The 20233-nt window shown below is 56.7% G+C and carries 14 protein-coding genes and 2 pseudogenes; 11 read left to right on the top strand and 5 right to left on the bottom strand.

Going from position 1 to position 20233, the window contains the following annotated elements; genetic code table 11:
* Positions 1 to 300 precede the first annotated feature (300 nt).
* The 7 genes and pseudogenes from FEM01_RS12165 to FEM01_RS12135 all read left to right on the top strand — a co-directional run bounded on the left by FEM01_RS12165 (position 301) and on the right by FEM01_RS12135 (position 8362).
* The gene (locus FEM01_RS12165) at positions 301 to 1944 is read left to right on the top strand and encodes an acetolactate synthase large subunit (protein ID WP_138219684.1); all 1644 of its coding nucleotides are present in this window, start codon (positions 301 to 303) and stop codon (positions 1942 to 1944) included.
* Positions 1945 to 2123: 179 nt separating this feature from the next.
* Positions 2124 to 3212, top strand: a pseudogene (locus FEM01_RS12160) (FAD-dependent oxidoreductase); the annotation flags it as partial.
* Positions 3212 to 3787 (top strand): annotated as a pseudogene (locus tag FEM01_RS12155) (asparaginase domain-containing protein); the annotation flags it as partial. The pseudogenes FEM01_RS12160 and FEM01_RS12155, both read left to right, overlap by 1 nt.
* Positions 3788 to 3853: 66 nt before the next feature.
* Positions 3854 to 4408, top strand: coding sequence for a UPF0149 family protein (locus FEM01_RS12150; RefSeq protein ID WP_138219682.1), 555 nt, complete (start codon positions 3854 to 3856; stop codon positions 4406 to 4408).
* 300 nt (positions 4409 to 4708) lie between these two features.
* Complete coding sequence (locus tag FEM01_RS12145) at positions 4709 to 5338, top strand: glutathione S-transferase family protein (protein WP_138219681.1); 630 nt, start codon at positions 4709 to 4711, stop codon at positions 5336 to 5338.
* 27 nt (positions 5339 to 5365) lie between these two features.
* Positions 5366 to 7381, top strand: coding sequence for a pyridoxamine 5'-phosphate oxidase family protein (locus tag FEM01_RS12140; RefSeq protein ID WP_138219680.1), 2016 nt, complete (start codon positions 5366 to 5368; stop codon positions 7379 to 7381).
* A gap of 81 nt (positions 7382 to 7462) precedes the next feature.
* Positions 7463 to 8362 carry a LysR family transcriptional regulator gene (locus FEM01_RS12135; protein ID WP_138219679.1) on the top strand — a complete coding sequence of 300 codons (900 nt, stop codon included), beginning with the start codon at positions 7463 to 7465 and terminating at the stop codon, positions 8360 to 8362.
* Between the two features lie 120 nt (positions 8363 to 8482).
* On the opposite strand, the gene FEM01_RS24170 is transcribed toward FEM01_RS12135, so the two are convergent.
* Together FEM01_RS24170 and FEM01_RS12125 are read right to left on the bottom strand one after the other, a co-directional pair.
* Positions 8483 to 8635, bottom strand: a complete 153-nt coding sequence (locus tag FEM01_RS24170; protein ID WP_171030950.1) for a hypothetical protein — start codon at positions 8633 to 8635, stop codon at positions 8483 to 8485.
* Positions 8636 to 9120: 485 nt separating this feature from the next.
* Positions 9121 to 9660, bottom strand: a complete 540-nt coding sequence (locus FEM01_RS12125; protein ID WP_138219677.1) for a BRO-N domain-containing protein — start codon at positions 9658 to 9660, stop codon at positions 9121 to 9123.
* 469 nt (positions 9661 to 10129) lie between these two features.
* On the opposite strand from FEM01_RS12125, the gene FEM01_RS12120 reads away from it, so the two are divergent.
* Genes FEM01_RS12120 through FEM01_RS12105 form a run of 4 tightly spaced genes read left to right on the top strand, consistent with a single transcriptional unit; the run spans position 10130 to position 15188 of the window.
* Positions 10130 to 11044 (top strand): phosphoribosyltransferase-like protein, encoded by a 915-nt coding sequence (locus FEM01_RS12120; RefSeq protein ID WP_138219676.1) that lies wholly within the window; start codon positions 10130 to 10132, stop codon positions 11042 to 11044.
* A gap of 3 nt (positions 11045 to 11047) precedes the next feature.
* The gene (locus FEM01_RS12115; protein WP_138219675.1) at positions 11048 to 13033 is read left to right on the top strand and encodes a hypothetical protein; all 1986 of its coding nucleotides are present in this window, start codon (positions 11048 to 11050) and stop codon (positions 13031 to 13033) included.
* Positions 13033 to 13920, top strand: coding sequence for a hypothetical protein (locus FEM01_RS12110; protein WP_138219674.1), 888 nt, complete (start codon positions 13033 to 13035; stop codon positions 13918 to 13920). The genes FEM01_RS12115 and FEM01_RS12110 overlap by 1 nt, the downstream gene beginning before the upstream one ends.
* Entirely contained in the window at positions 13917 to 15188 is a 1272-nt protein-coding gene (locus tag FEM01_RS12105; protein WP_171030949.1) for an N-6 DNA methylase, read from the top strand. The genes FEM01_RS12110 and FEM01_RS12105 overlap by 4 nt, the downstream gene beginning before the upstream one ends.
* A 42-nt stretch (positions 15189 to 15230) precedes the next feature.
* Here FEM01_RS12105 and FEM01_RS12100 read toward each other — a convergent pair whose 3' ends face one another.
* The 3 genes from FEM01_RS12100 to FEM01_RS12095 form a co-directional block, all read right to left on the bottom strand.
* Complete coding sequence (locus tag FEM01_RS12100; protein ID WP_138219672.1) at positions 15231 to 16481, bottom strand: ribonucleotide-diphosphate reductase subunit beta; 1251 nt, start codon at positions 16479 to 16481, stop codon at positions 15231 to 15233.
* 465 nt (positions 16482 to 16946) lie between these two features.
* On the bottom strand, positions 16947 to 17078 hold the full coding sequence (locus FEM01_RS24510; protein ID WP_276610562.1) for a hypothetical protein: 132 nt from the start codon (positions 17076 to 17078) through the stop codon (positions 16947 to 16949).
* Positions 17079 to 17227: 149 nt separating this feature from the next.
* The gene (locus FEM01_RS12095) at positions 17228 to 20104 is read right to left on the bottom strand and encodes a ribonucleoside-diphosphate reductase subunit alpha (RefSeq protein ID WP_138219671.1); all 2877 of its coding nucleotides are present in this window, start codon (positions 20102 to 20104) and stop codon (positions 17228 to 17230) included.
* Positions 20105 to 20233 lie beyond the last annotated feature (129 nt).

Here is a 20233-nt window from a genome sequence, read left to right as displayed (position 1 = left end):
AAACCCCTATCTGCGTGAGCAGGTAGGGGTTTTGTCTTTCTGGCGTCTCTAAGAAATCTCGAAAACGCCCTGCTTCAATATCCCGTCCCGAGGCAAAGGTCTTTTGCCCGTTCCGTACCTCTTCAACCGTTCGGAAGGGTGCGACAATTATTACCTTCAATTAACGTGACTTACCCGTACCTACCCTGCGTCAAGGCTTAGGTTCGGGGCAATCCTCGCGCCTGAACAGAGCGATGCCAGCGTACCGTGCTGCGCATGTCTGGACTTTCAACGTCCTATATAACTGAGGTAGATAGCAAGATGGCCAAGGCCGCCGATGTCGTTGTGCAATGCTTGGAAAACGAAGGTGTCGAGTATGTGTTCGGCATCCCAGGCGAGGAAAACCTCGATCTGCTCGAGTCCCTGCGCAAGTCGAAGATCAAGCTGGTACTGACCCGCCACGAGCAATCCGCAGGCTTCATGGCTGCAACCTACGGCCGCCTGACCGGCAAAACCGGCGTCAGCCTGTCGACCCTGGGCCCTGGCGCCACCAACTTGGTAACTGCCAGCGCCTACGCCTACCTCGGCGGCATGCCGATGATGATGATCACTGGCCAAAAGCCGATCAAGAAGTCCAAACAGGGCCGCTTCCAGATCATCGATGTGTGCGGCATGATGGACCCCATCACCAAGTACACCCACCAGTTCGCCTCTGCCGACAACATCCCGGCGCGTATGCGTGAAGCCTTCCGCCTGGCTGAAGAAGAAAAGCCAGGTGCCGTGCACCTGGAACTGCCTGAAGACATCGCCGCTGAGCAGACCGACGCCTTGCCGATCCCGCGCAGCTTGCACCGTCGTCCCCTGGCCGAGCACGTGGCCATCGAGGCCGCTGTTCAGAAGCTGAAGAATGCCCGTAACCCGATTCTGGTGATTGGTGCCGGCGCGAACCGCAAGATGACCGCCAAGGTTCTCAAGCAACTGATCGACAAAACTGGCATTCCGTTCATCACCACTCAGATGGGTAAAGGTGTGGTCGACGAGCGCCACCCGCGCTTCCTGGGCAACGCTGCGTTGTCGTCCGGTGATTTCGTGCACCGCGCTGTCGAGGCGGCTGACCTGATCGTCAATATCGGCCACGACGTTATCGAGAAGCCACCGTTCTTCATGGTTCGTGGTGGTACCGAGGTGATCCACGTGAGCTTCCGTTCGGCTGAGGTGGATGCCGTTTACTTCCCGCAGGTCGAAGTGATCGGTGACATCGCCAACGCCGTCTGGCAGATCAGCGAAGCCCTGACCGACACCAGCCACTGGGACTTCACCCGCCTGATGGCCATCCGCGAAGCCAACGAAGCGCAGATCATCGAAGGCGCCGACGACAACCGCTTCCCGGTCTACCCGCAGCGTATGGTTGCCGACATCCGTCGTGCCTTGCCTTCCGAAGGCATCGTTGCCCTGGACAACGGCATCTACAAGATTTGGTTTGCGCGTAACTACAAGGCGCACAGACCAAACACCGTGCTGCTGGACAACGCCCTGGCAACCATGGGGGCCGGCCTTCCATCGGCCATGGCTTCGCATCTGGTGTACCCGGACCGTCCAGTGATCTCCGTGTGTGGGGACGGCGGCTTCATGATGAACAGCCAAGAGCTGGAAACCGCAGTACGTCTGGGCATGCACATCACCGTGGTGATCCTGCGTGACGACGGCTACGGCATGATCCGCTGGAAGCAGGCCAACATGGGCTTCACCGATTTCGGCCTGGACTACGGCAACCCGGACTTCGTCAAATACGCCGAAGCCTACGGAGCCAACGGTCACCGCGTAGAAAGCGCCGAAGCGTTCCTGCCGTTGCTTGAGCACTGCATCAAGACTCCAGGCGTGCACGTGATCGACTGCCCGGTCGATTACAGCGAAAACGACCGCATCCTCAACAGCGAGCTGCGTGAGCGCGCGCTGGCCGTTTAAGCTGTAGCCGTAAAAATCGCGGGGCAAGCCCGCTCCCACACGTTGCGCAGCATGACGTTGCCTGGTGTGGGAGTGGTCTTGCCCCGCTTTGCTTTGCCGCCAGCTTTAATTACCGCTGCTCAAATACCTAGATTGACCATGCTTCGCGTCCGTTCTTTCATTGAAGGCGCACCACTGCCATGACAATCGGGTCGTCTCACAATCATCCCGCCGATCTGGCGATCGAGCCAGTCTCTGAGCTCGAGCCCTGGGCTGCTCGTTTTCCCAACCCGCCAGATCTGTGTTTTGACTATCGCCGACTGCTTGAGCAAGACGGCGGAGTAGCGCGAGCCACAGCCCCTGAACATCGTATCTGTATCGTCGGGGCCGGCGTGGCAGGCCTAACAGCTGCACGTGAACTGCTGCGCTGCGGTTTTACCCGGGTCACACTCATCGAGCAGTCCCAGCGCGTTGGTGGTCGACACCTGACGGTGGCGAACAAGTCGTGGAGTGCCCAGCACCGCTCCACGCCCTTCGAGATGGGTGCCATGCGTATGCCATTCTTCAACCGTACCGGCGAGCCTCCCAAGGCCGGCCACTCACTGATGGCCTATTACGCCGAGTTGTTCGATCTGACCCTTTCGGACTTTCCAAAGCCGGTACCCCGTGGGTCAATGCCACCGGAATCTACTTGCGTGAAGGACAGTTGGAGGAGGACGACGATCCTACGTTGCTGATCTGGAAGAATCCGCACGGCGACGCCACGGTAAATGGCAGCGTTTCGCCACACGCTTTGCTGAACAGGTTGCGGCGGTCTACGGCAGCGCAGGATGGCAGGCGATGTGGTCGGCTATAGTCGAGCGCTATCATCATCTATCGTTCCGCGACTTGGTTCGCCTGCCTGAACTGAAAGGGTGGCGCGCCGATAACCCCGGTGAGTTCGGCGGTTTGGGGATGACGAGCGATGAGTCAGCGATTTTCTATGCTATTGGTATTGGCGATGGTAGTTGGGGAGCGTTTTACGATGTCTGCTGCCTCTATCCTTTGCGTACGGCTATTTTCGGTTTCAGCAACCATTTGCAACTGGTGCACGGCAGGGTGGACGATCAGGGCCAGCCCCTTGCCGTGCCAGGGCTGGGCTCGCAAGCGTGCCCGATCGCAGAGGGTTACCGTTTCAGGCTCCGGCTTATCTGGGGATAGCAGCCCTGGATGAAAGTCTGTTGTTTATGCCGATTGAGACGCAGGGGATTTCACTCTACGAACAGTTCCGGGCGCGTGAAGACGGCCTGAGGTGGCGCTTGGAGAAGGCAGTCGAGGGCGAGGGGTGCTGGTGGTGATCAACGACCAGATTCACTGCGCCAGGCACGTACGCAAGGTCGCCAGCCTGGCGATGGCGGCCTTCGCGTCGCCAGGTCACGGGCCGGCAGGGGAGGTGGTAGAGGGGCAGCCAATCTACCTGCACTCAGCGTCGCCCCGGCGAACGCTGCCGGTGCCCTCGCGCACCCATCAACGCGTCGCATTGCTGGAGGCGTGTCTCGATGGCGACACTGCGCTGCTGCAAGCCCTGCCTGATCTTGACTACGAAGGCGTGGTCATCGCCGGTTTCGGCGCTGGTCACGTTTCGCTCGACTGGGCTACGCACATGGCGGCCATCGCCCGAAGCATGCCGGTGATCGTGGCTACGCGCACCGGCAGCGGCGCAACGGCCCGCAGTACCTGCGGCTTTGCCGGTGGTGAAATCGACCTGCTGAGCAAAGGCATGCGCATGGCCGGGGCGCTGTGCCCGCGCAAGTGCCGCATCCTGCTCTGGCTGTTGCTCGGTACGGCGCAAACGGCCGAGCTGGATACCTGGCTGGCGGGTTGATCCGCAGGCAGGCCGGCATATGCCTGTGCTAGGGTGCAGGCATATTCAATCCAGGACACCCCGCCCATGCTCCCTGCGCTCAGCGAAAAAGAACTTGATCGCCTTGAAGACCTGCTGATGACCTACGGCAACGACTATTCGGTGCTCAATCTGGCCGAACTCGATGGCCTGTTCACCGCCCTGGCCAGTTCCCCCAACCCCGTCACCCCGGAAAAATGGCTGCCCAGCGTGGCCGGCGGCAAGGTGCCCAAGTTCAAGAAACCCGCCCACGAGGAAGCCTACGTCGCTTTGCTGCTGCGTTACGCCAATCAGGTTGCCGAAGCGCTCAGCGAGGACCTGCAACACTTCGAGCCGGTGTTCGAAGAAGGCCACGGTGAACATGGGCCGACGATCATTCTCGAGGAATGGTGCTTTGGCTACATGCGTGGCACCCAGGTCGCCGAGTGGGACGAGTTGCCACCAGAGCAAGACCGTTTGCTCAAGGCGATTTCCCTGCATGGTCTGGAAGATAACTTCGAGCTGCTCGACTCGATGAGTTTCGACGAACACCAGGCGTGCGTGCCCTTGGTGGTCGAGGCCGCCCGGGGTCTGTACCACTACCAGAAACAGCAACGCCACTGACCCTTGATTGAGGCCAGCGTTGAGCCTGGCCACCTGCCGGGCTGGCTCCGCGCCGAGTGAAAGGCGCGCGGTAATCGTCAGGGGTGAGTGCTGATTCCGGCACCTGCTCCAGACTGCTCGCTGCGCGCCAAGCACGGCAGCTCCCCCAGCCTGGATGACCTCCCCCGGTGTACGCCTTCAGGGCGCTGCCAAGTCCATTATTGCGCCTTGCGAAATTATGGATTGCGCAGTGTACGGATTCTGCTGCCCAGCGAATCAGCGCAGCATAGCCCGCAGCAACCCACCCCCGGAGCCAGCGCCATGACCACCGCGATCAAGTTTTATAACTTTCCCAAATCCGGCCACGCCCACCGCATCGAGTTGATGCTGTCGTTGCTGAACCTGCCCACCGAGCAAGTGTTCGTTGACCTGGCCAAGGGCGCCCACAAGCTGCCAGCGTTTCTTGCCCTCAACCCCTTCGGCCAAGTGCCGGTGATCGATGACAACGGCACCGTGGTCGCCGATTCCAACGCCATTCTGGTCTACCTGGCCAAGGCCTACGGCGGCGAGCGCTGGCTCCCCGAGGACCCGCTCGGCGCCGCGCGGGTACAGCGTTGGCTGTCGGTCGCTGCCGGCCCCCTGGCCTTCGGCCCGGCCGCAGCACGCCTGGTGACGGTATTCGGCGCCTCGTTCAACGCCGACGAAGTGATCGGCCGCGCCCACACCCTGCTCAAGGTGATCGAGGCCGAACTGGGCAAGGCCCCGTTCCTGGTGGGTGAGCAGGCCACCATCGCCGATATCGCCAATTACTCGTACATCGCCCATGCGCCGGAAGGCAATGTGTCGCTGCAGCCATACCCCAATGTGCGCGCCTGGCTCGCGCGTATCGAAGCCCTGCCAGGTTTCGTGCCGATGCCGCGTACCGTGATCGGCCTGCAAACCACCCTGTAACAGCCTACTCAAACGAGGCATGCCGCCATGCGTTCTCCCTGGCACGAAGGTGAAAGACGGTTGCAGGCACACGTCGGCGTTGCCGAACGCATGGCGGTGTTCGGGCCGAAGGTCATCCGCGACTACATGCCCGACCAGCACCGCGCGTTCTACCAGCAATTGCCGTTCATGGTGGCAGGCGCGGTGGACGCGCAAGGCAAACCGTGGGCGACGCTGCTCGAAGGCCCAGAAGGCTTCGTCAGCTCGCCGGACCCCAGGCAACTGCTGATTGGCACCACGCCGTCGGCCGACGACCCAGCCACTGCCGGCTGGGTGGCGGGGGCGGCCATCGGCCTGCTTGGCATCGAGTTGCACACCCGTCGGCGTAACCGCATCAATGGCCTGATCAGCGCCGCCACTGCCAGCCAGTTGCAGGTGCAAGTCGAGCAGGCCTTCGGCAACTGCCCGCAGTACATCCAGTTGCGCCAGTACACGCGGGTCGATGAACCGGCGCAGGGACGCATCGACGCCTCCACGCTGGATGCTCGCGCGCTCGACATCATCGAGCAGGCCGATACGTTCTTCGTCGCCAGCTACATCACCCACGCCGATGGCCAGCGCTCGGTGGATGTCTCGCACCGTGGTGGCCGCCCCGGCTTCGTCAAGGTCGAAGGTAATTGCCTGAGCATCCCCGACTATGCTGGCAACCTGCATTTCAACACGCTGGGTAACCTGCTGGCGAACCCAGTTGCCGGCCTGCTATTCGTCGACTTCAACAGTGGCGATGTGCTGCAACTGTCCGGTCGCGCCGAGGTGCTGCTCGACAGCCCGCTAACGGCTGCCTTCGAGGGCGCCGAGCGGCTGTGGACGTTGCAGGTCGAGCACGTGGTCCTGCGCCCGGCTGGCGTTTCGCTGCGTTGGGCATTCCATGAGTACGCACCCAGCAGCCTGACGACCGGCACCTGGGCCGAGGCCGAGCAGCGTTTGCAAGCGCGTGAAGGCCAGCGCCAGTGGTTGGGCTGGCGCGTGGCTCGTATCGAGCAGGAGAGCCGCGATATCCGCTCGTTCTACCTCCAGCCCGAAGATGGCCTGCCGGTGAGTTTCACCCCTGGCCAACACATTCCGCTGCGTGTGCTGCTCGATGGCCAGGCGCCGTTGATCCGCACCTACAGCCTGTCCAGCGCCCCGTCCGATGATTTCCTGCGGATCAGCGTCAAGGCCCAGGGGCCGGCATCACGGCATCTGCATGCGCAGCTCAAGGTCGGCGACCGGCTGGACGTGCGCCTGCCCATGGGCAACTTCACCCTGGCCCCGCCGAGCGAGCGCCCGATCGTGCTGATCGGCGCCGGGGTTGGCATCACCCCGTTGATCGCCATGCTCCGCGAGCAGTTGAACAGCGCTCAGCGCCGGCCTGTGTACCTGTTCCATGGCGGCCGCTCGCTGGCCGAACTGCCATTCCAGCAGGAGCTTGCGGCACTGGAGCGCGGTGCCGGTGGCCTGCTGCGCATTCACCGTGCGCTGAGCCAGCCTGAAGCCGATGCCGTGCAGGGGCGTGACTATACGTTTGCCGGGCGCCTGGGTATCGACCAGGTCAAGGCGGCGCTGGCGCTGGATGACTACGACTTCTACCTGTGCGGCCCGGCCAGCTTCACCCAGGACCTCTACGAAGGTCTGCGCGGCGTGCATGTGCCCGATGCGCGTATTCACGCCGAAGCCTTCGGCCCCTCGACCCTGCGCCGTCATACCGATAACAGCCAACCCGTGCTGCAACAGCCTCCTGCCGCCACCGACGCGGTGCCCGTGTACTTCGCAGGCTCCGCGAAAGGCGCTCGTTGGGTGCCGGAGAGCGGCACGCTGCTCGCGCTGGCCGAAAGCCACGGGTTAACCCCAGACTTCAGTTGCCGAGGTGGGTCGTGCGGTACCTGCAAGACCAAGGTGCTGAGCGGGCAGGTGCATTACCCGAAGCCGCCTGCCGAGTTGCCTGAGCAAGGCACAGCGCTGATCTGCTGCGCGGTGCCAGCCCAGGTCGAGGAAGGGGTTCAGGCGCTGGTACTGGATCTCTGAGCGGTGCCGGCTCCGCCTGCGTTCACACCGATGCGCCAGGATGTCGGATAATCCGCCGACCACTGTGGCTCAGGACTCGACATGGACCAGATTCACCTGATGAAGGTGTTCGTCGCCGTTGGCGAGCTGGAAAGCTTCGCTGCGGCCGCCCGTCGCCTGGCGATTTCGCCAGCGGCGGTCACCCGCGCCATCACAGCCCTTGAAGAACAGCTTGGGGTCAAGCTGCTGCAACGCACCACCCGCAGCGTGCGCCTGACTGAGGCCGGTGGGCGCTACCTTGAGGACACCCGGCATATCCTCGCCAGCATCCTCGAAGCCAACGAAGCCGCCGCCGGCATCAACGCGGCGCCCAGGGGCGACCTGTCCGTCACGGCGCCGATCCTGTTCGGCAAGAAGTTCGTCATGCCGTGCATCGTTCGCTACCTGAAGCAGTATCCCGAGGTGGATGTATCGGCGTTCTTCCTCGACCGCGTGGTGAACTTGGTGGAGGAGGGCATGGACGTCGCCGTGCGCATCGGCCAGCTTCCCGACTCAGGCCTCAAGGCGCTGCGCGTGGGCACGATGCGCCGCCTGCTGTGCGCCTCGCCCGAGTACCTGGCGCAACACGGCACCCCGCGCCACCCCAGCGAGCTGCAAGGCCACAGCGTAATCGCCACGGGCACCCTGTCGCCGCGCACCGACTGGCGCTTCGGCGCTATCGACGATCCCACCCTGATCCGCATGAAGCCGCGCCTGACCGTCACCAGCAATGACGCCGCCATCGCCGCCGCGTGCGCCGGGTTGGGCATTGCCCGCTTGCTGTCCTACCAGGTCGCCGACGAACTCGCCGCAGGCAGCTTGCAAGTGATCTTGGCCGAATACGAAGAAGCCCCCTGGCCGATCCATATCCTGCACCGCGAGAGCAAGTACGGCTCGACCAAGGTGCGCACCTTCATCGACATGCTCGCCGAGCATTTGCGTAGTCATGAGCACCTGAGCTGACCTGAGAGCGTTGCGGTCATTGAATGTGGCTCTCATAGCGCCTGGAATTCTTGGCTTAACAGGTTTTTTCTAGCCTATTTGCCTAGAGTTCCAGGCTTTGAGTTTCCATCGTTGAAGTGACTATGAGAATTTCCAAAGGGCTAGATTTATTTGCCCTGCGGCGACGGCGCGGTAGTAGGCAAGGCGGGTTGCCTTGGCTGCCATGTCGGGAATTTGGTGTTCCAGGCGCTCGATTACGGCACCGCTGAGCTGTTTTTTCTGTTCGGTTACCATCGGTTCTCCTGAGCCTGCCTGCATTAGATGACGAGCTCATCTGGCACGGCTCACGCCCCGTCATATACCCACCAACGGTCTTGCCCTCGACCACCTGACTGGCATATTCCAGTCCGGCACATCGATGCTCTTTGTGGCGAGGGCAAGCCCTCCTTCTGCAATCACCGCTTTCTGTATGAGATCACCCAGCCCTTTGGGCTGCGCTGCCGCGCAGAGAACTGATTTTNCTTTCTGTATGAGATCACCCAGCCCTTTGGGCTGCGCTGCCGCGCAGAGAACTGATTTTGCAAGCGCGCCGCGTACCCTGTGGGAGCGGGCTTGCCCGCGAAGCAGAAGACGCGGTGCATGGCACCGGCTTCGCCGGTGTTCGCGGCTAAAGCCGCTCCTACAGGTCCCTGCTAAACCAACAAGTTATGTGCAGTTCTATGAGGGCGGGCTTGCCCCGCGATGGGCCGCAAAGCGGCCCCAGTACGCCACTGGGATCTTCAATCCCCAACCCCGTGCAAGCGCAACGCCCGCTGCGCACATTCCTTCCAGCTCAGCTTGCGCTTCACCGCCACGGCCAAAGGCGCTTCCCCCGCCATCACCACCGGCATGTCTCGCATCCGTACCCAAGCCTCGCTTTGCCAGTACAACAAACTCGCCGTATGCCCACCGGGCCAGCACATCCTGCCGAGGCGCGGCAGGTCATCCACCCCCGAGCCTTGCTCATCGCGTAGTACCGCCACCACCTCATGGGTCAGCCAGTGCCGCAGGTGGCGGTTCTCGGGAACATGGTGATGCGCCAGCAAGGTATAGGCCCCAGACTCGCTGACCATGTTGGTGTCCTGGTACTGGCCGTAGCGCAGTAGGCGCACGGTGCGATGTTGGTCCGGGTCGAGCTTGCGCAGGCAGTGTGCGTCGAAGAAGTGCCCGGTCATCCGGCCGAGTTCGTGGGCGCTGAACCAAGCTTGAGATTCGAGCCAGAGGGTGTGGAGAGGGCGGTTGTGGCGGGTGAACAGGGTGGGAGCGTGGAGGTCAGTCATGGCTGGCCTCCCTGGATCCTGAGGGATTGGAACAGGCGGGACGCGTGTGCGAAAGGCCTGTGAACGCTAGTTTCGGTAGGCATTTCCTTTACCTCTGTCTGTGGACAGCTTTCTTAGGGCTGGGTGTCGGGAGCTAAGAAACCTTACACAGCAGGCCGGACGTATTTCCCTCGCGGGTCTTGTATTAGCCCACTCCCGACGTAACAGAGTGTTTCATGCGCGCAGTAGTAAACCACAGGCATGAAAATGCCGCATCTATCGGGAGCAGTTTGACCGCTGTGTGGTGCGTTTCTTAGGCGCACTGAGAAAATAACGAATGGTGAAGGCTAGAGCTAGCAAATCCTACGTAGGACCTTTCTGAAAATGATCTGTTTTGGGTAGACTAGGCTTGGTTAGCTAAAATGTGTGCTGAAAAATAATAAAAATGTTCCACGGGTTTCGCGACGATCTAGGACGAAGGGAGTACAGCATGGAAGATTTCATGGAGGGGAAAGGAATAGAGTTTTATGAAAATGTATTGATTTCAACAAAAACTCTTATAAGTTCCAGTCTATGGAAAGATGTTAACCTGAAGTCTCTAGAGACGTGGGTTTCATATTTCGAAACGTATGATGAGAAAGTTTTGTGCGGTTTTTTGTTGGATTCTCTAATTTATAGAACTAATCTACAGACAAGTTCATTGTTATTCCACGCTCTCGATAGAGCTGTCAGTCAGGCAGTTAATGTTGAGAAGTTAGCGCTGAGTGGACCTCTTCGAAAGGTGCTTATTAAAAAATATCCAGGGGTGGATAAAGACAAAATAAAGATAATACCTGTAATACGAGATGTGGATCCACCAACAAAAAGCGGTCCCCTTGTAGCACGACTCTACAAAAAAGAGGTTGGCGTTAACGATAAGTTTATGGCTTGGCCGTGGTTGATGAATGATTTCAGCGATAAGGTCAAATTGGTCGTATTTATTGATGATTTCGTTGGTACTGGCGAGCAATTTCTAGAGTTTCTTGAACGTTTCACTCCAGCGGGTGGGCTGCGGAGTGATATCGAATATGTATACGCTCCATTGGGGGCTTGCACCAAAGGTATCGAGAAAATTTCGTCTGAGGCCCCGAGCATAAAGCTTTGTTACTCGGAGCTTATCGAGGATGGAAGTAAGTTTTTTTCAGGATTTAGATTGAGACATAAAAAAGCATCCCCAGAGTTTGTGGCGGATCTTAAAGCTACGTATTTGGCATTTATGGATAAAGTAGGTCACCAAAAACTTCAGAATAAATTCGGATACGGTGATCTTGAGCTTTCCTATGTCTTTTCTCACGGGGCACCAAATGCGACGCTGCCAATATTTTGGGCGGCAAACGAAAAATACTTCCCTTTATTCTCGAGGTAAATCATGGGGCTTGATTATAAAGATAGCTTGAGCGCAGTGCTTGCGAATAATAGGAGCGAGCATATTGGAATGGATGTATGGGATGACTTCGTTATTCCATATTTTTATCCTAAAATTGACTTTGCAAGTAGTTTTCCGTTACGTCTAGAGGGAGGGCGAGGGTCAGGTAAGACTATGCTTTTGAGATACCTGTCCTATCATAGTCGGTTTTCGGAAAAGAGGAAGTGCGTAGAAAAACAAGAGCTTGCAGCAGTAGGCTTGTACATGAGGGCTGATACGCAATTTTTGAGGCAACTTCAAAAGCGCGGGGTTGAAGATGAAAAGTGGCAGTCAGTGTTTTCTCATTATGTTAATGTGTATCTCTTGGTGGAGCTGGCAAACGCTTTCGTTAAGATTTCAAATGTAGAGTATTCTGATGGTAGTAGAGTATGTTTTGATAGAGAAGAGTTCACGTCTTTAGCAGATTATGACGCATCTCTAAAGGGAGATTTAGGCAGTCTAAACGAAAGCTTTAGGCGATTGCGGAAGCGCTGTGAGTTGGCTGTGGCAAATCCGAAATTAATTGATGATATTTTGATTTTGCCTGATTCTGTGCTGAGTGATTTTATTAATGAGGCGAAAGAAAAAACGGGTGTTAGAGATTTAAAATTTAAAGTATACGTTGATGAGTATGAGAACCTGTTGCGCTATCAGCAATATGTTATTAATACGAGAATTAAACACTCAGAGCCGCCGCTAATATTTAATATTGCCGTAAAGTTAAATGGTGCTCCCTATTCTGAAACTGTGGGTAGTGAGTCTATTTCCTATAAGCATGATTATACAATTGAGAATCTTGATGCAAGGCTAGTTGGTGACTCTTTTGAGTGCTTCGCTGCGGAGATTCTTTTTCTACGACTTTCAAAAACCGATGGTAGCTTCAAAAAGATCTTTGATGGAGTGAAGCTTAATTCGGTAGAGGATATAGGTTTACGGGCAGAAAAAACGTATAAAGATCGAGTGCTGGCTGCCGCTAAAAACCTGCTGCCTGGAAAAAGTCATGAGGAACTGGCTGATGAAATATTTGCCGATTCAAAGTTGCTCAAAAAATTAAAGCATGAGATTGAGTTTGGTCTGAAGTCGAAGGCGTATAGCGGTGAGGCTTCTGATTTTGTTGATGAAAACCACAAAAAGGCCTCCATAGTTATCTCGTCCTTGGTGTTTAGAAGTAGGTTGAAAGTTGCAGATATAAAGTTTCAATTGAATAATTTGCAGCTCGGTTTGGATAATAAATTTGATGGTACTACTGCGTGGGTGCAAAACTTTTTTATTGGTAGCTATTTGAAGCTGGTGCGCTCTTATAAAAGTGATTCAACTTTCTATGCTGGCTTTGACGTATATGTTTTACTCTCGAGCGGTAATATGCGCCATTTTCTTGAATTGTGTAGAACGGCCTTTTCGAATTTTTTAGTCCAAGACGTGGGGGAGCTGCGGATTGATGGAAGAGCTCAGCATATCTCAGCGATGCAAACTAGTGAGATATTATTTAGGGAAATTTCTAGTTTTATGCCACATGGTAAAAGGCTCAAGCTTTTCTGTGGGCGCATTGGAGATTTGTTTGGGCTTTTTCAAGAACGGAACTCACAAAGCGAGCCTGAAATAACCCATTTTAATATTCGAGGCGGATTCTCGGCGTTGGATGTCGATTCTCAAGAATTCTTAATGGAGGCGGAAAAATGGGGGATCTTATCTAGGGCTCCTTCGACTAAAGGTAAAAGTTTAGATAAGAAGGATGATTACGATTGGGTGCTAAATCCGATTTATGCTCCGTATTTTTTTATTAGCTACAGAAAAATAAGGAAGACGTACTTCGAGCCTGTGGAGGTTGCGGCGTTAATAAGTGATAGTAGCTCTGGGTTTGAAGAGTTGAGGAGAAATAGAAGGCGAAAACTAGAATTGGGTGATGAGGGTGAGGTGCCTGAAGAATTTGTTCAGAGGGGGCTCTTCTAATGCAGGCTTTGGAATTCCTTGACCTTTCTTCTCTTGCCGGTGAAAGGTGGGATGCTGCTTTTCATGGGACTCAATGTGATGAGCGAGACGAGAAAGTAAAAGAATTATTGGTGAGTGCGGCAGATAACGTGTTCTCGTTTGAGTATGATCGAGAAAACATGAATGTGGTAATCGGCGAGGGGCGTGTAGAATTGCACGAACTTGAGGGCTTCGCCTCCACTTGGCGTGGTAAGAGGATACTGGTTGATGCAACGTCTTTTGATGTTGCTGAATTCGCCATACTGAGTTTTGCTTTTAAGTCAGTTGTGGATTTAGTTTTGGATGTTCTCTATGCAGAGCCTGAGGAGTATAAAAAAAGTGAGGATGCCGGAGGGCATGTATTTGAACTTTCTGAAAGTATGTTGGGCTTCGAGGAGGCTGGTATCCCTGGCATATCTAAGGCGATTCCTGTAGATGAGCCTAAGCTGTTTGTTTTTTTTATGGGTTATGAAGGGGACCGGTTCAAAAATGCTTTGGAGTTTTCCGAGTTTACTAGGGCGGAGTGTAATTTGGTCTTTGGAGTGCCAGCATTTAAATTTGGTTGGGAGAAAAACTCTCTCCTGACAAGTGCACGTGCCATTTTAGAGAATAATCTGCAAGATTCGTTTCTCTATTGCGGTGCAACCAATATAGGCGGCATTTACAACTTGCTTGAAGGGCTAAGGAAAAAATATCAGGATGAAGTATTTTTTTTGGTGCCATTGGGCCCTAAACCGATGAGTGTCGGTGCGATAAAGTTCTTATGTAGTGATAAAAATTCATCGTTGCTGTATGATCATCCCGCTAGATCTTCAAACCGCTCATACGGAATTTCACGGGTACACCTAGTGCGGGGTTTTTTCTCTTGAGGAATTGTTTTTTTCCAACGCCACTGTCGGTTGTCGAAGCTGCTGTTCGCCAAGAGGTTTCGGGACACTACTCCCGTGTTTTGGAGCCTGCTGTTGGGGATGGTGCATTACTTGCGGCGTTGGATGGGAACTTCAGTGCGTTGGTTGCTTTCGATATTAATGAGGATAACCTTGCTAAGGTTTCTTCTCGTATGAGTCATGTTGAAGGGCAGCATATAAAACTTGAGTGCTCCGATTTTTTAAAGTCTGACTCTCTAGGTGAGTTTGATTTGATTTTAGCGAATCCGCCGTTTGATAATAATTTGTCAAATCACGTGTTGTGGGCGGGGCGTAAGATTCCAATAGAAGCCGCATTTGTAGTGAAGTGCCTTAGTTTGCTTTCGCCTCTAGGGAAAGCGGTTTTTATATTGCCTTCCTCGGTTGTTGTTGGCGATAAGTGTGCTTGGTTAAGAAACAAGCTGTTAGCCGATTATTTTGTTAAGTCTGTTGTGAAACTCCCAAAGTACTCCTTCAAAAAAGTTGAGGGAGGCTTTTATGTACTAACAGTGATCAATGAGAAGCGACATGGTTATAGAGTTTTACTTGCTTATGATGAACTTTCGTACGAATTGAGTTCTTGCTTTATAAGGGAGCAAGGTGGCGGGTTGGATCCAGAGCGATTGCTGGTTTCAGCTAAGTACTCCGATGTATTAAATAAGACAGGTGTGGTTGACCTGTGCTCTCTCGCCGAGATCAGCAGGGGGAATGTATGTGCAACGGGGAAGAAAGATTATTTGTACCACTCTACTAACTTTAGCTCTCATGCTGCATATGAGAAGCCAATGGTCCGTGGTGCAAATAGTTCGGCTGTACTCAAACAATTTGACTTGGCCCTCAAGCGTGTAGGACGTGGAGCAAGCGACAGTTTTTCAGTTTATCAATCGAAAAAATGTGCTCCCTGTAGTGACTGCATTATAAAGATTGCGCCGAAAGAGAAGAGTAAAATTTCTTCCTATAGGCTATTGTTAATGCTTCGTGTATCTGTTTTGCTCGGTGGAAATGCGTTGTTCGAAATTTCAGGAGGGGGGGCAAACTATATTTCTTTGGGACGGCTCAGAGAGCTAAGGATTCCAGATTTTATCGATTTCAAAGATGATAAAGTTATTAGAAGGTATGCCTCATATATCGAGCGTGAGCAGATCTTTAAAGCGAGATCAATGGAGAAGGATTTGGAAAGTAAGCTGCTTTATATGATGGGGTGCGCTGATGTTGTTCGAAGTAATGCCTAGAATTATCTTGGGCTTCCATTTACATGGAAGCCCAAGCTTAGGTCAATCCCAGCTCAACGCCCCACCCGTCTGATACTCAATCACCCGAGTCTCAAAGAAGTTCTTCTCTTTCTTCAAGTCCATGATCTCGCTCATCCATGGGAACGGGTTGGTAGTCCCTGGATACTCTTCCTTCAGACCAATCTGAGTCAAACGACGGTTAGCAATGAACTTGAGGTAATCCTCCATCATCGCCGCGTTCATGCCCAGCACGCCGCGTGGCATGGTGTCGCGCGCGTATTCGATCTCCAGCTGAGTCCCTTGCAGAATCATCTGGGTCGCCTCTTCCTTCATCGCGGCGTCCCACAGGTGCGGGTTCTCGATCTTGATCTGGTTGATCACGTCGATGCCGAAGTTCAGGTGCATGGACTCGTCACGCAGGATGTACTGGAACTGCTCGGCAACGCCGGTCATCTTGTTGCGGCGGCCCATCGACAGGATCTGGGTGAAGCCGCAGTAGAAGAAGATGCCCTCCAGTACGCAGTAGTAGGCGATCAGGTTGCGCAGCAGCTCTTTGTCGGTCTCGACGGTGCCGGTGTTGAATTCCGGGTCGGAGATCGCGCGGGTGTACTTCAGGCCCCAGGCGGCCTTTTTAGCGACCGATGGGATCTCGTGGTACATGTTGAAGATCTCGCCTTCATCCATGCCCAGCGATTCGATGCAGTACTGGTAGGCGTGGGTGTGGATCGCCTCTTCGAAGGCCTGGCGCAGGATGTACTGGCGGCACTCCGGGTTGGTGATCAGGCGGTACACGGCCAGGGCCAGGTTGTTGGCCACCAGCGAGTCGGCGGTGGAGAAGAAGCCGAGGTTGCGCATCACGATACGGCGCTCGTCTTCGGTCAGGCCGTCCATGCTCTTCCACAGGGCGATGTCGGCGGTCATGTTGACCTCTTGCGGCATCCAGTGGTTGGCGCAGCCGTCCAGGTACTTCTGCCAGGCCCAGTCGTACTTGAACGGAACCAGTTGGTTTAGGTCCGCGCGGCAGTTGATCATGCGCTTTTCATCGACCGCGACGCGGGCCGAGGAGCCTTCGAGTTCGGCCAGGCCTTCGGCGACGTCCAGGGCATCCAGCGCGGCTTTGGCACGCTTGACCGCGTCGGAGTCCGAGGCGGTGGCGGCGCGGGCTTCGAGGGCGGCGGCACCGCCGGCGCTGTCGAGCTTGTCCAGGGTGGCGGCGGCAGCGGCCTGTGCGGGGGTGGTGCCCTTGGCGGCTACTTCGCCGTCTTCTTTGTCGAATTCGTCCCAGCTCAGCATGGTAATCAGCTCCTGCTTGAGGGTCGCCTTGAAGGCAACCGGTTGGATTTTAAGAATGTGGTGCCTGACGCACGGCCAAAGGGCAAATGGTCAGCTCGAGAGGCTGACTCTCGTTACATCTGGATTCGCGCCTGGCCAGGCCTCGGGGAGGGGCCAGGGACATGGATGGGGTGCCCTTTTCAGAGGGGCCGCAGTATACCGGAATTCGTGTTTGATCGGGGGCGCGAGTCCTACTGACGAGGGTAAAATTTCGACCGGCTTTTCGCGCGTCCGTTCACGGAATCAGGTGTCCTCTTTACGGGAGGGGAGTGTAGCGGCAAAATACAAGAGGCACTACATATTGTGCCTTTTTATTTTTGATCTACATCATGTTGGGTTGGCGCGATCTTTGTAGGAGCGGCCTTGTGTCGCGAAAGGGCCGCAAAGCGGCCCCGAAATTGTCGGCAAAGTCGCCGACTGCAGCCATCAGTCGCAGCGTGTGTGCAGCGTCTCGACCACATGGGTCTTGGGGTGCTTGCGCGCCTGTTCGACCGAGGTGAAGCGGCCGGTCTCGGCATTGCGACCAATCTTGCGAGTTGCCACTTTTTTCCGCGTCATGAGTCAGGTCCTTTGTTAAGAGGTCCTGTCCTTTTAGCGAGCCTGGATCGTGGCGGGAAACGGGCAACGCTTCTCTACGGCGTGGATACAAAAATGCCGCAAGCGGCGCCCGTGGGCACCCCTTGCGGCATCAGCATGCTACTTGCGCCTTATTGGCAGGCTTCGCAATCCGGCTCGTCGATCGCGCAGGCCTTCGGCACTGGCGCTGGGCCCGCTGCCTGGACCGGGGCGCTGTCGCCGCCGCTCGATACGGCGTTGAGCTTGCCGGTGTTGATGGTCGACTTCTCGGTGCTGGTTGCGGCCAGGGCGCGGAGGTAGTAGGTGGTCTTCAGACCACGGTACCAGGCCATGCGGTAGGTCACGTCCAGCTTCTTGCCCGAAGCGCCAGCGATGTACAGGTTCAGCGACTGCGCCTGGTCGATCCACTTCTGGCGACGCGAGGCTGCATCGACGATCCACTTGGTCTCGACTTCGAACGCGGTGGCGTAGAGGTCTTTGAGCTCTTGCGGAATGCGCTCGATCTGCTGCACGGAACCGTCGTAATACTTCAGGTCGTTGATCATTACCGAGTCCCACAGGCCGCGGGCTTTCAGGTCGCGGACCAGGTACGGGTTGATCACGGTGAATTCGCCCGAGAGGTTCGATTTCACGTACAGGTTCTGGTAGGTCGGCTCGATCGACTGCGACACGCCGGTGATGTTGGCGATGGTCGCGGTCGGCGCGATGGCCATGATGTTCGAGTTACGAATACCTTTTTTCACGCGCTCGCGCACCGGTGCCCAATCCAGCGACTCGGTCAGGTCGACGTCGATGTACTTCTGGCCACGGGCTTCGATCAGGATCTGTTGCGAATCCAGCGGCAGGATGCCTTTGGACCACAGCGAACCCTGGAACGTCTCGTAGGCGCCGCGCTCATCGGCCAGGTCGCACGAGGCCTGGATGGCGAAGTAGCTGACCGCTTCCATCGACTTGTCGGCGAACTCGACGGCAGCATCCGAGCCGTACGGGATGTGCTGCAGGTACAGCGCGTCCTGGAAGCCCATGATGCCCAGGCCGACCGGGCGGTGCTTGAAGTTCGAGTTGCGCGCTTGCGGCACCGAGTAGTAGTTGATGTCGATCACGTTGTCGAGCATGCGCACGGCGGTGTTCACGGTGCGTTGCAGCTTGGCGGTGTCCAGCTTGCCGTCGACAATGTGGTTAGGCAGGTTGATCGAACCCAGGTTGCAGACTGCGATTTCGTCCTTGTTGGTGTTCAAGGTGATTTCGGTGCACAGGTTCGAGCTGTGGACCACGCCCACGTGCTGCTGCGGGCTGCGCAGGTTGCACGGGTCCTTGAAGGTCAGCCATGGGTGGCCGGTCTCGAACAGCATCGACAGCATCTTGCGCCACAGGTCTTTGGCCTGGACGGTCTTGAACACCTTGATCTTGTTGTACTCGGTCAGGGCTTCGTAGTACTCGTAGCGCTCTTCGAAGGCCTTGCCGGTCAGGTCGTGCAGATCAGGCACTTCCGATGGCGAGAACAGGGTCCACTTGCCGTCATCGAAGACACGCTTCATGAACAGGTCAGGGATCCAGTTGGCGGTGTTCATGTCGTGGGTACGACGACGGTCATCACCGGTGTTCTTGCGCAGCTCGATGAACTCTTCGATGTCCAGGTGCCAGGTTTCCAGGTAGGCACACACGGCGCCTTTGCGCTTGCCGCCCTGGTTGACCGCAACGGCGGTGTCGTTGACCACTTTCAGGAACGGCACGACGCCTTGGGATTTACCGTTGGTGCCCTTGATGTACGAGCCCAGGGCGCGTACCGGGGTCCAGTCGTTGCCCAGGCCACCGGCGAATTTCGACAGCATGGCGTTGTCGTGGATCGCGTGGTAGATGCCCGACAGGTCGTCCGGCACGGTGGTCAGGTAGCAGCTCGACAGCTGTGGACGCAGGGTGCCAGCGTTGAACAGGGTCGGGGTCGAGGCCATGTAGTCGAACGAGGACAGCAGGTTGTAGAACTCGATCGCACGGGCTTCTTTGTCTTTCTCTTCCAGCGCCAGGCCCATGGCCACACGCATGAAGAAGACCTGCGGCAGCTCGAAGCGCACGCCATCCTTGTGGATGAAGTAGCGGTCGTAGAGGGTCTGCAGGCCCAGGTAGGTGAACTGCTGGTCGCGTTCGTGATTGATCGCCTTGCCCATGCGCTCCAGGTCATAGCCTTTGAGTGCTGGGTCGAGCAGCTCGAACTCGACGCCTTTTTCGACGTAGGCCGGCAGGGCCTTGGCGTACAGCTCGGCCATTTCGTGGTGTGTGGCGCTTTCGGCCACGCCGAGGAAGCCCAGGCCTTCGGCGCGCAGGGTGTCCATCAGCAGGCGGGCGGTGACGAACGAGTAGTTCGGCTCACGCTCGACCAGGGTACGGGCGGTCATCACCAGGGCGGTGTTGACGTCCTTGATGGCCACGCCGTCGTACAGGTTCTTCAGGGTGTCGCGCTGGATCAGCTCGCCATCGACTTCGGCCAGGCCTTCGCAGGCTTCGCTGATGATGGTGTTCAGGCGGGCCATGTCCAGAGGGGCCAGGCTGCCGTCGGCCAGGGTGATGCGGATGCTTGGGTGCGGCTCGACCACGCTCTCGCTGGCTACGCGGGTGGCGCGCTCCTTGGCGCGTTGTTCACGGTAGATCACGTAGTCGCGGGCGACTTTCTGCTCGCCGGCACGCATCAGGGCCAGTTCGACCTGGTCCTGGATTTCCTCGATGTGGATGGTGCCACCCGATGGCATGCGACGCTTGAACGTGGCGGTGACCTGCTCGGTCAGGCGCGCGACGGTGTCGTGGATGCGCGACGAGGCAGCGGCGGTGCCGCCTTCAACTGCGAGGAACGCCTTGGTGATGGCCACGGTGATCTTGTCGTCGGTGTAGGCGACGACAGTACCGTTGCGCTTGATCACGCGCAGTTGGCCTGGGGCGGTGGCAGCCAGGTCCTGATTGGACTCGGCCTGCGGCGCCAGGGCCTGCGGGTTCTCGCGAGTTGTGTCGGTTTGCATGGGTGGGTGTCTCCACAGTTTCTATAGTGTTCAGGCGCCTTGTGGGCGCCCACCGTTCCATCCGCCAGTCTGGTGGCCTGGGTGGGGACGCACTGCCAGTGCATCCGCCGCGCGGGCTTGCCAACTTCG

Origin of the sequence: Pseudomonas mosselii (assembly GCF_005796105.1) — a bacterium.
Lineage (GTDB): Bacteria > Pseudomonadota > Gammaproteobacteria > Pseudomonadales > Pseudomonadaceae > Aquipseudomonas > Aquipseudomonas mosselii_C.
This window is presented reverse-complemented; position numbering and strand designations above follow the sequence as displayed.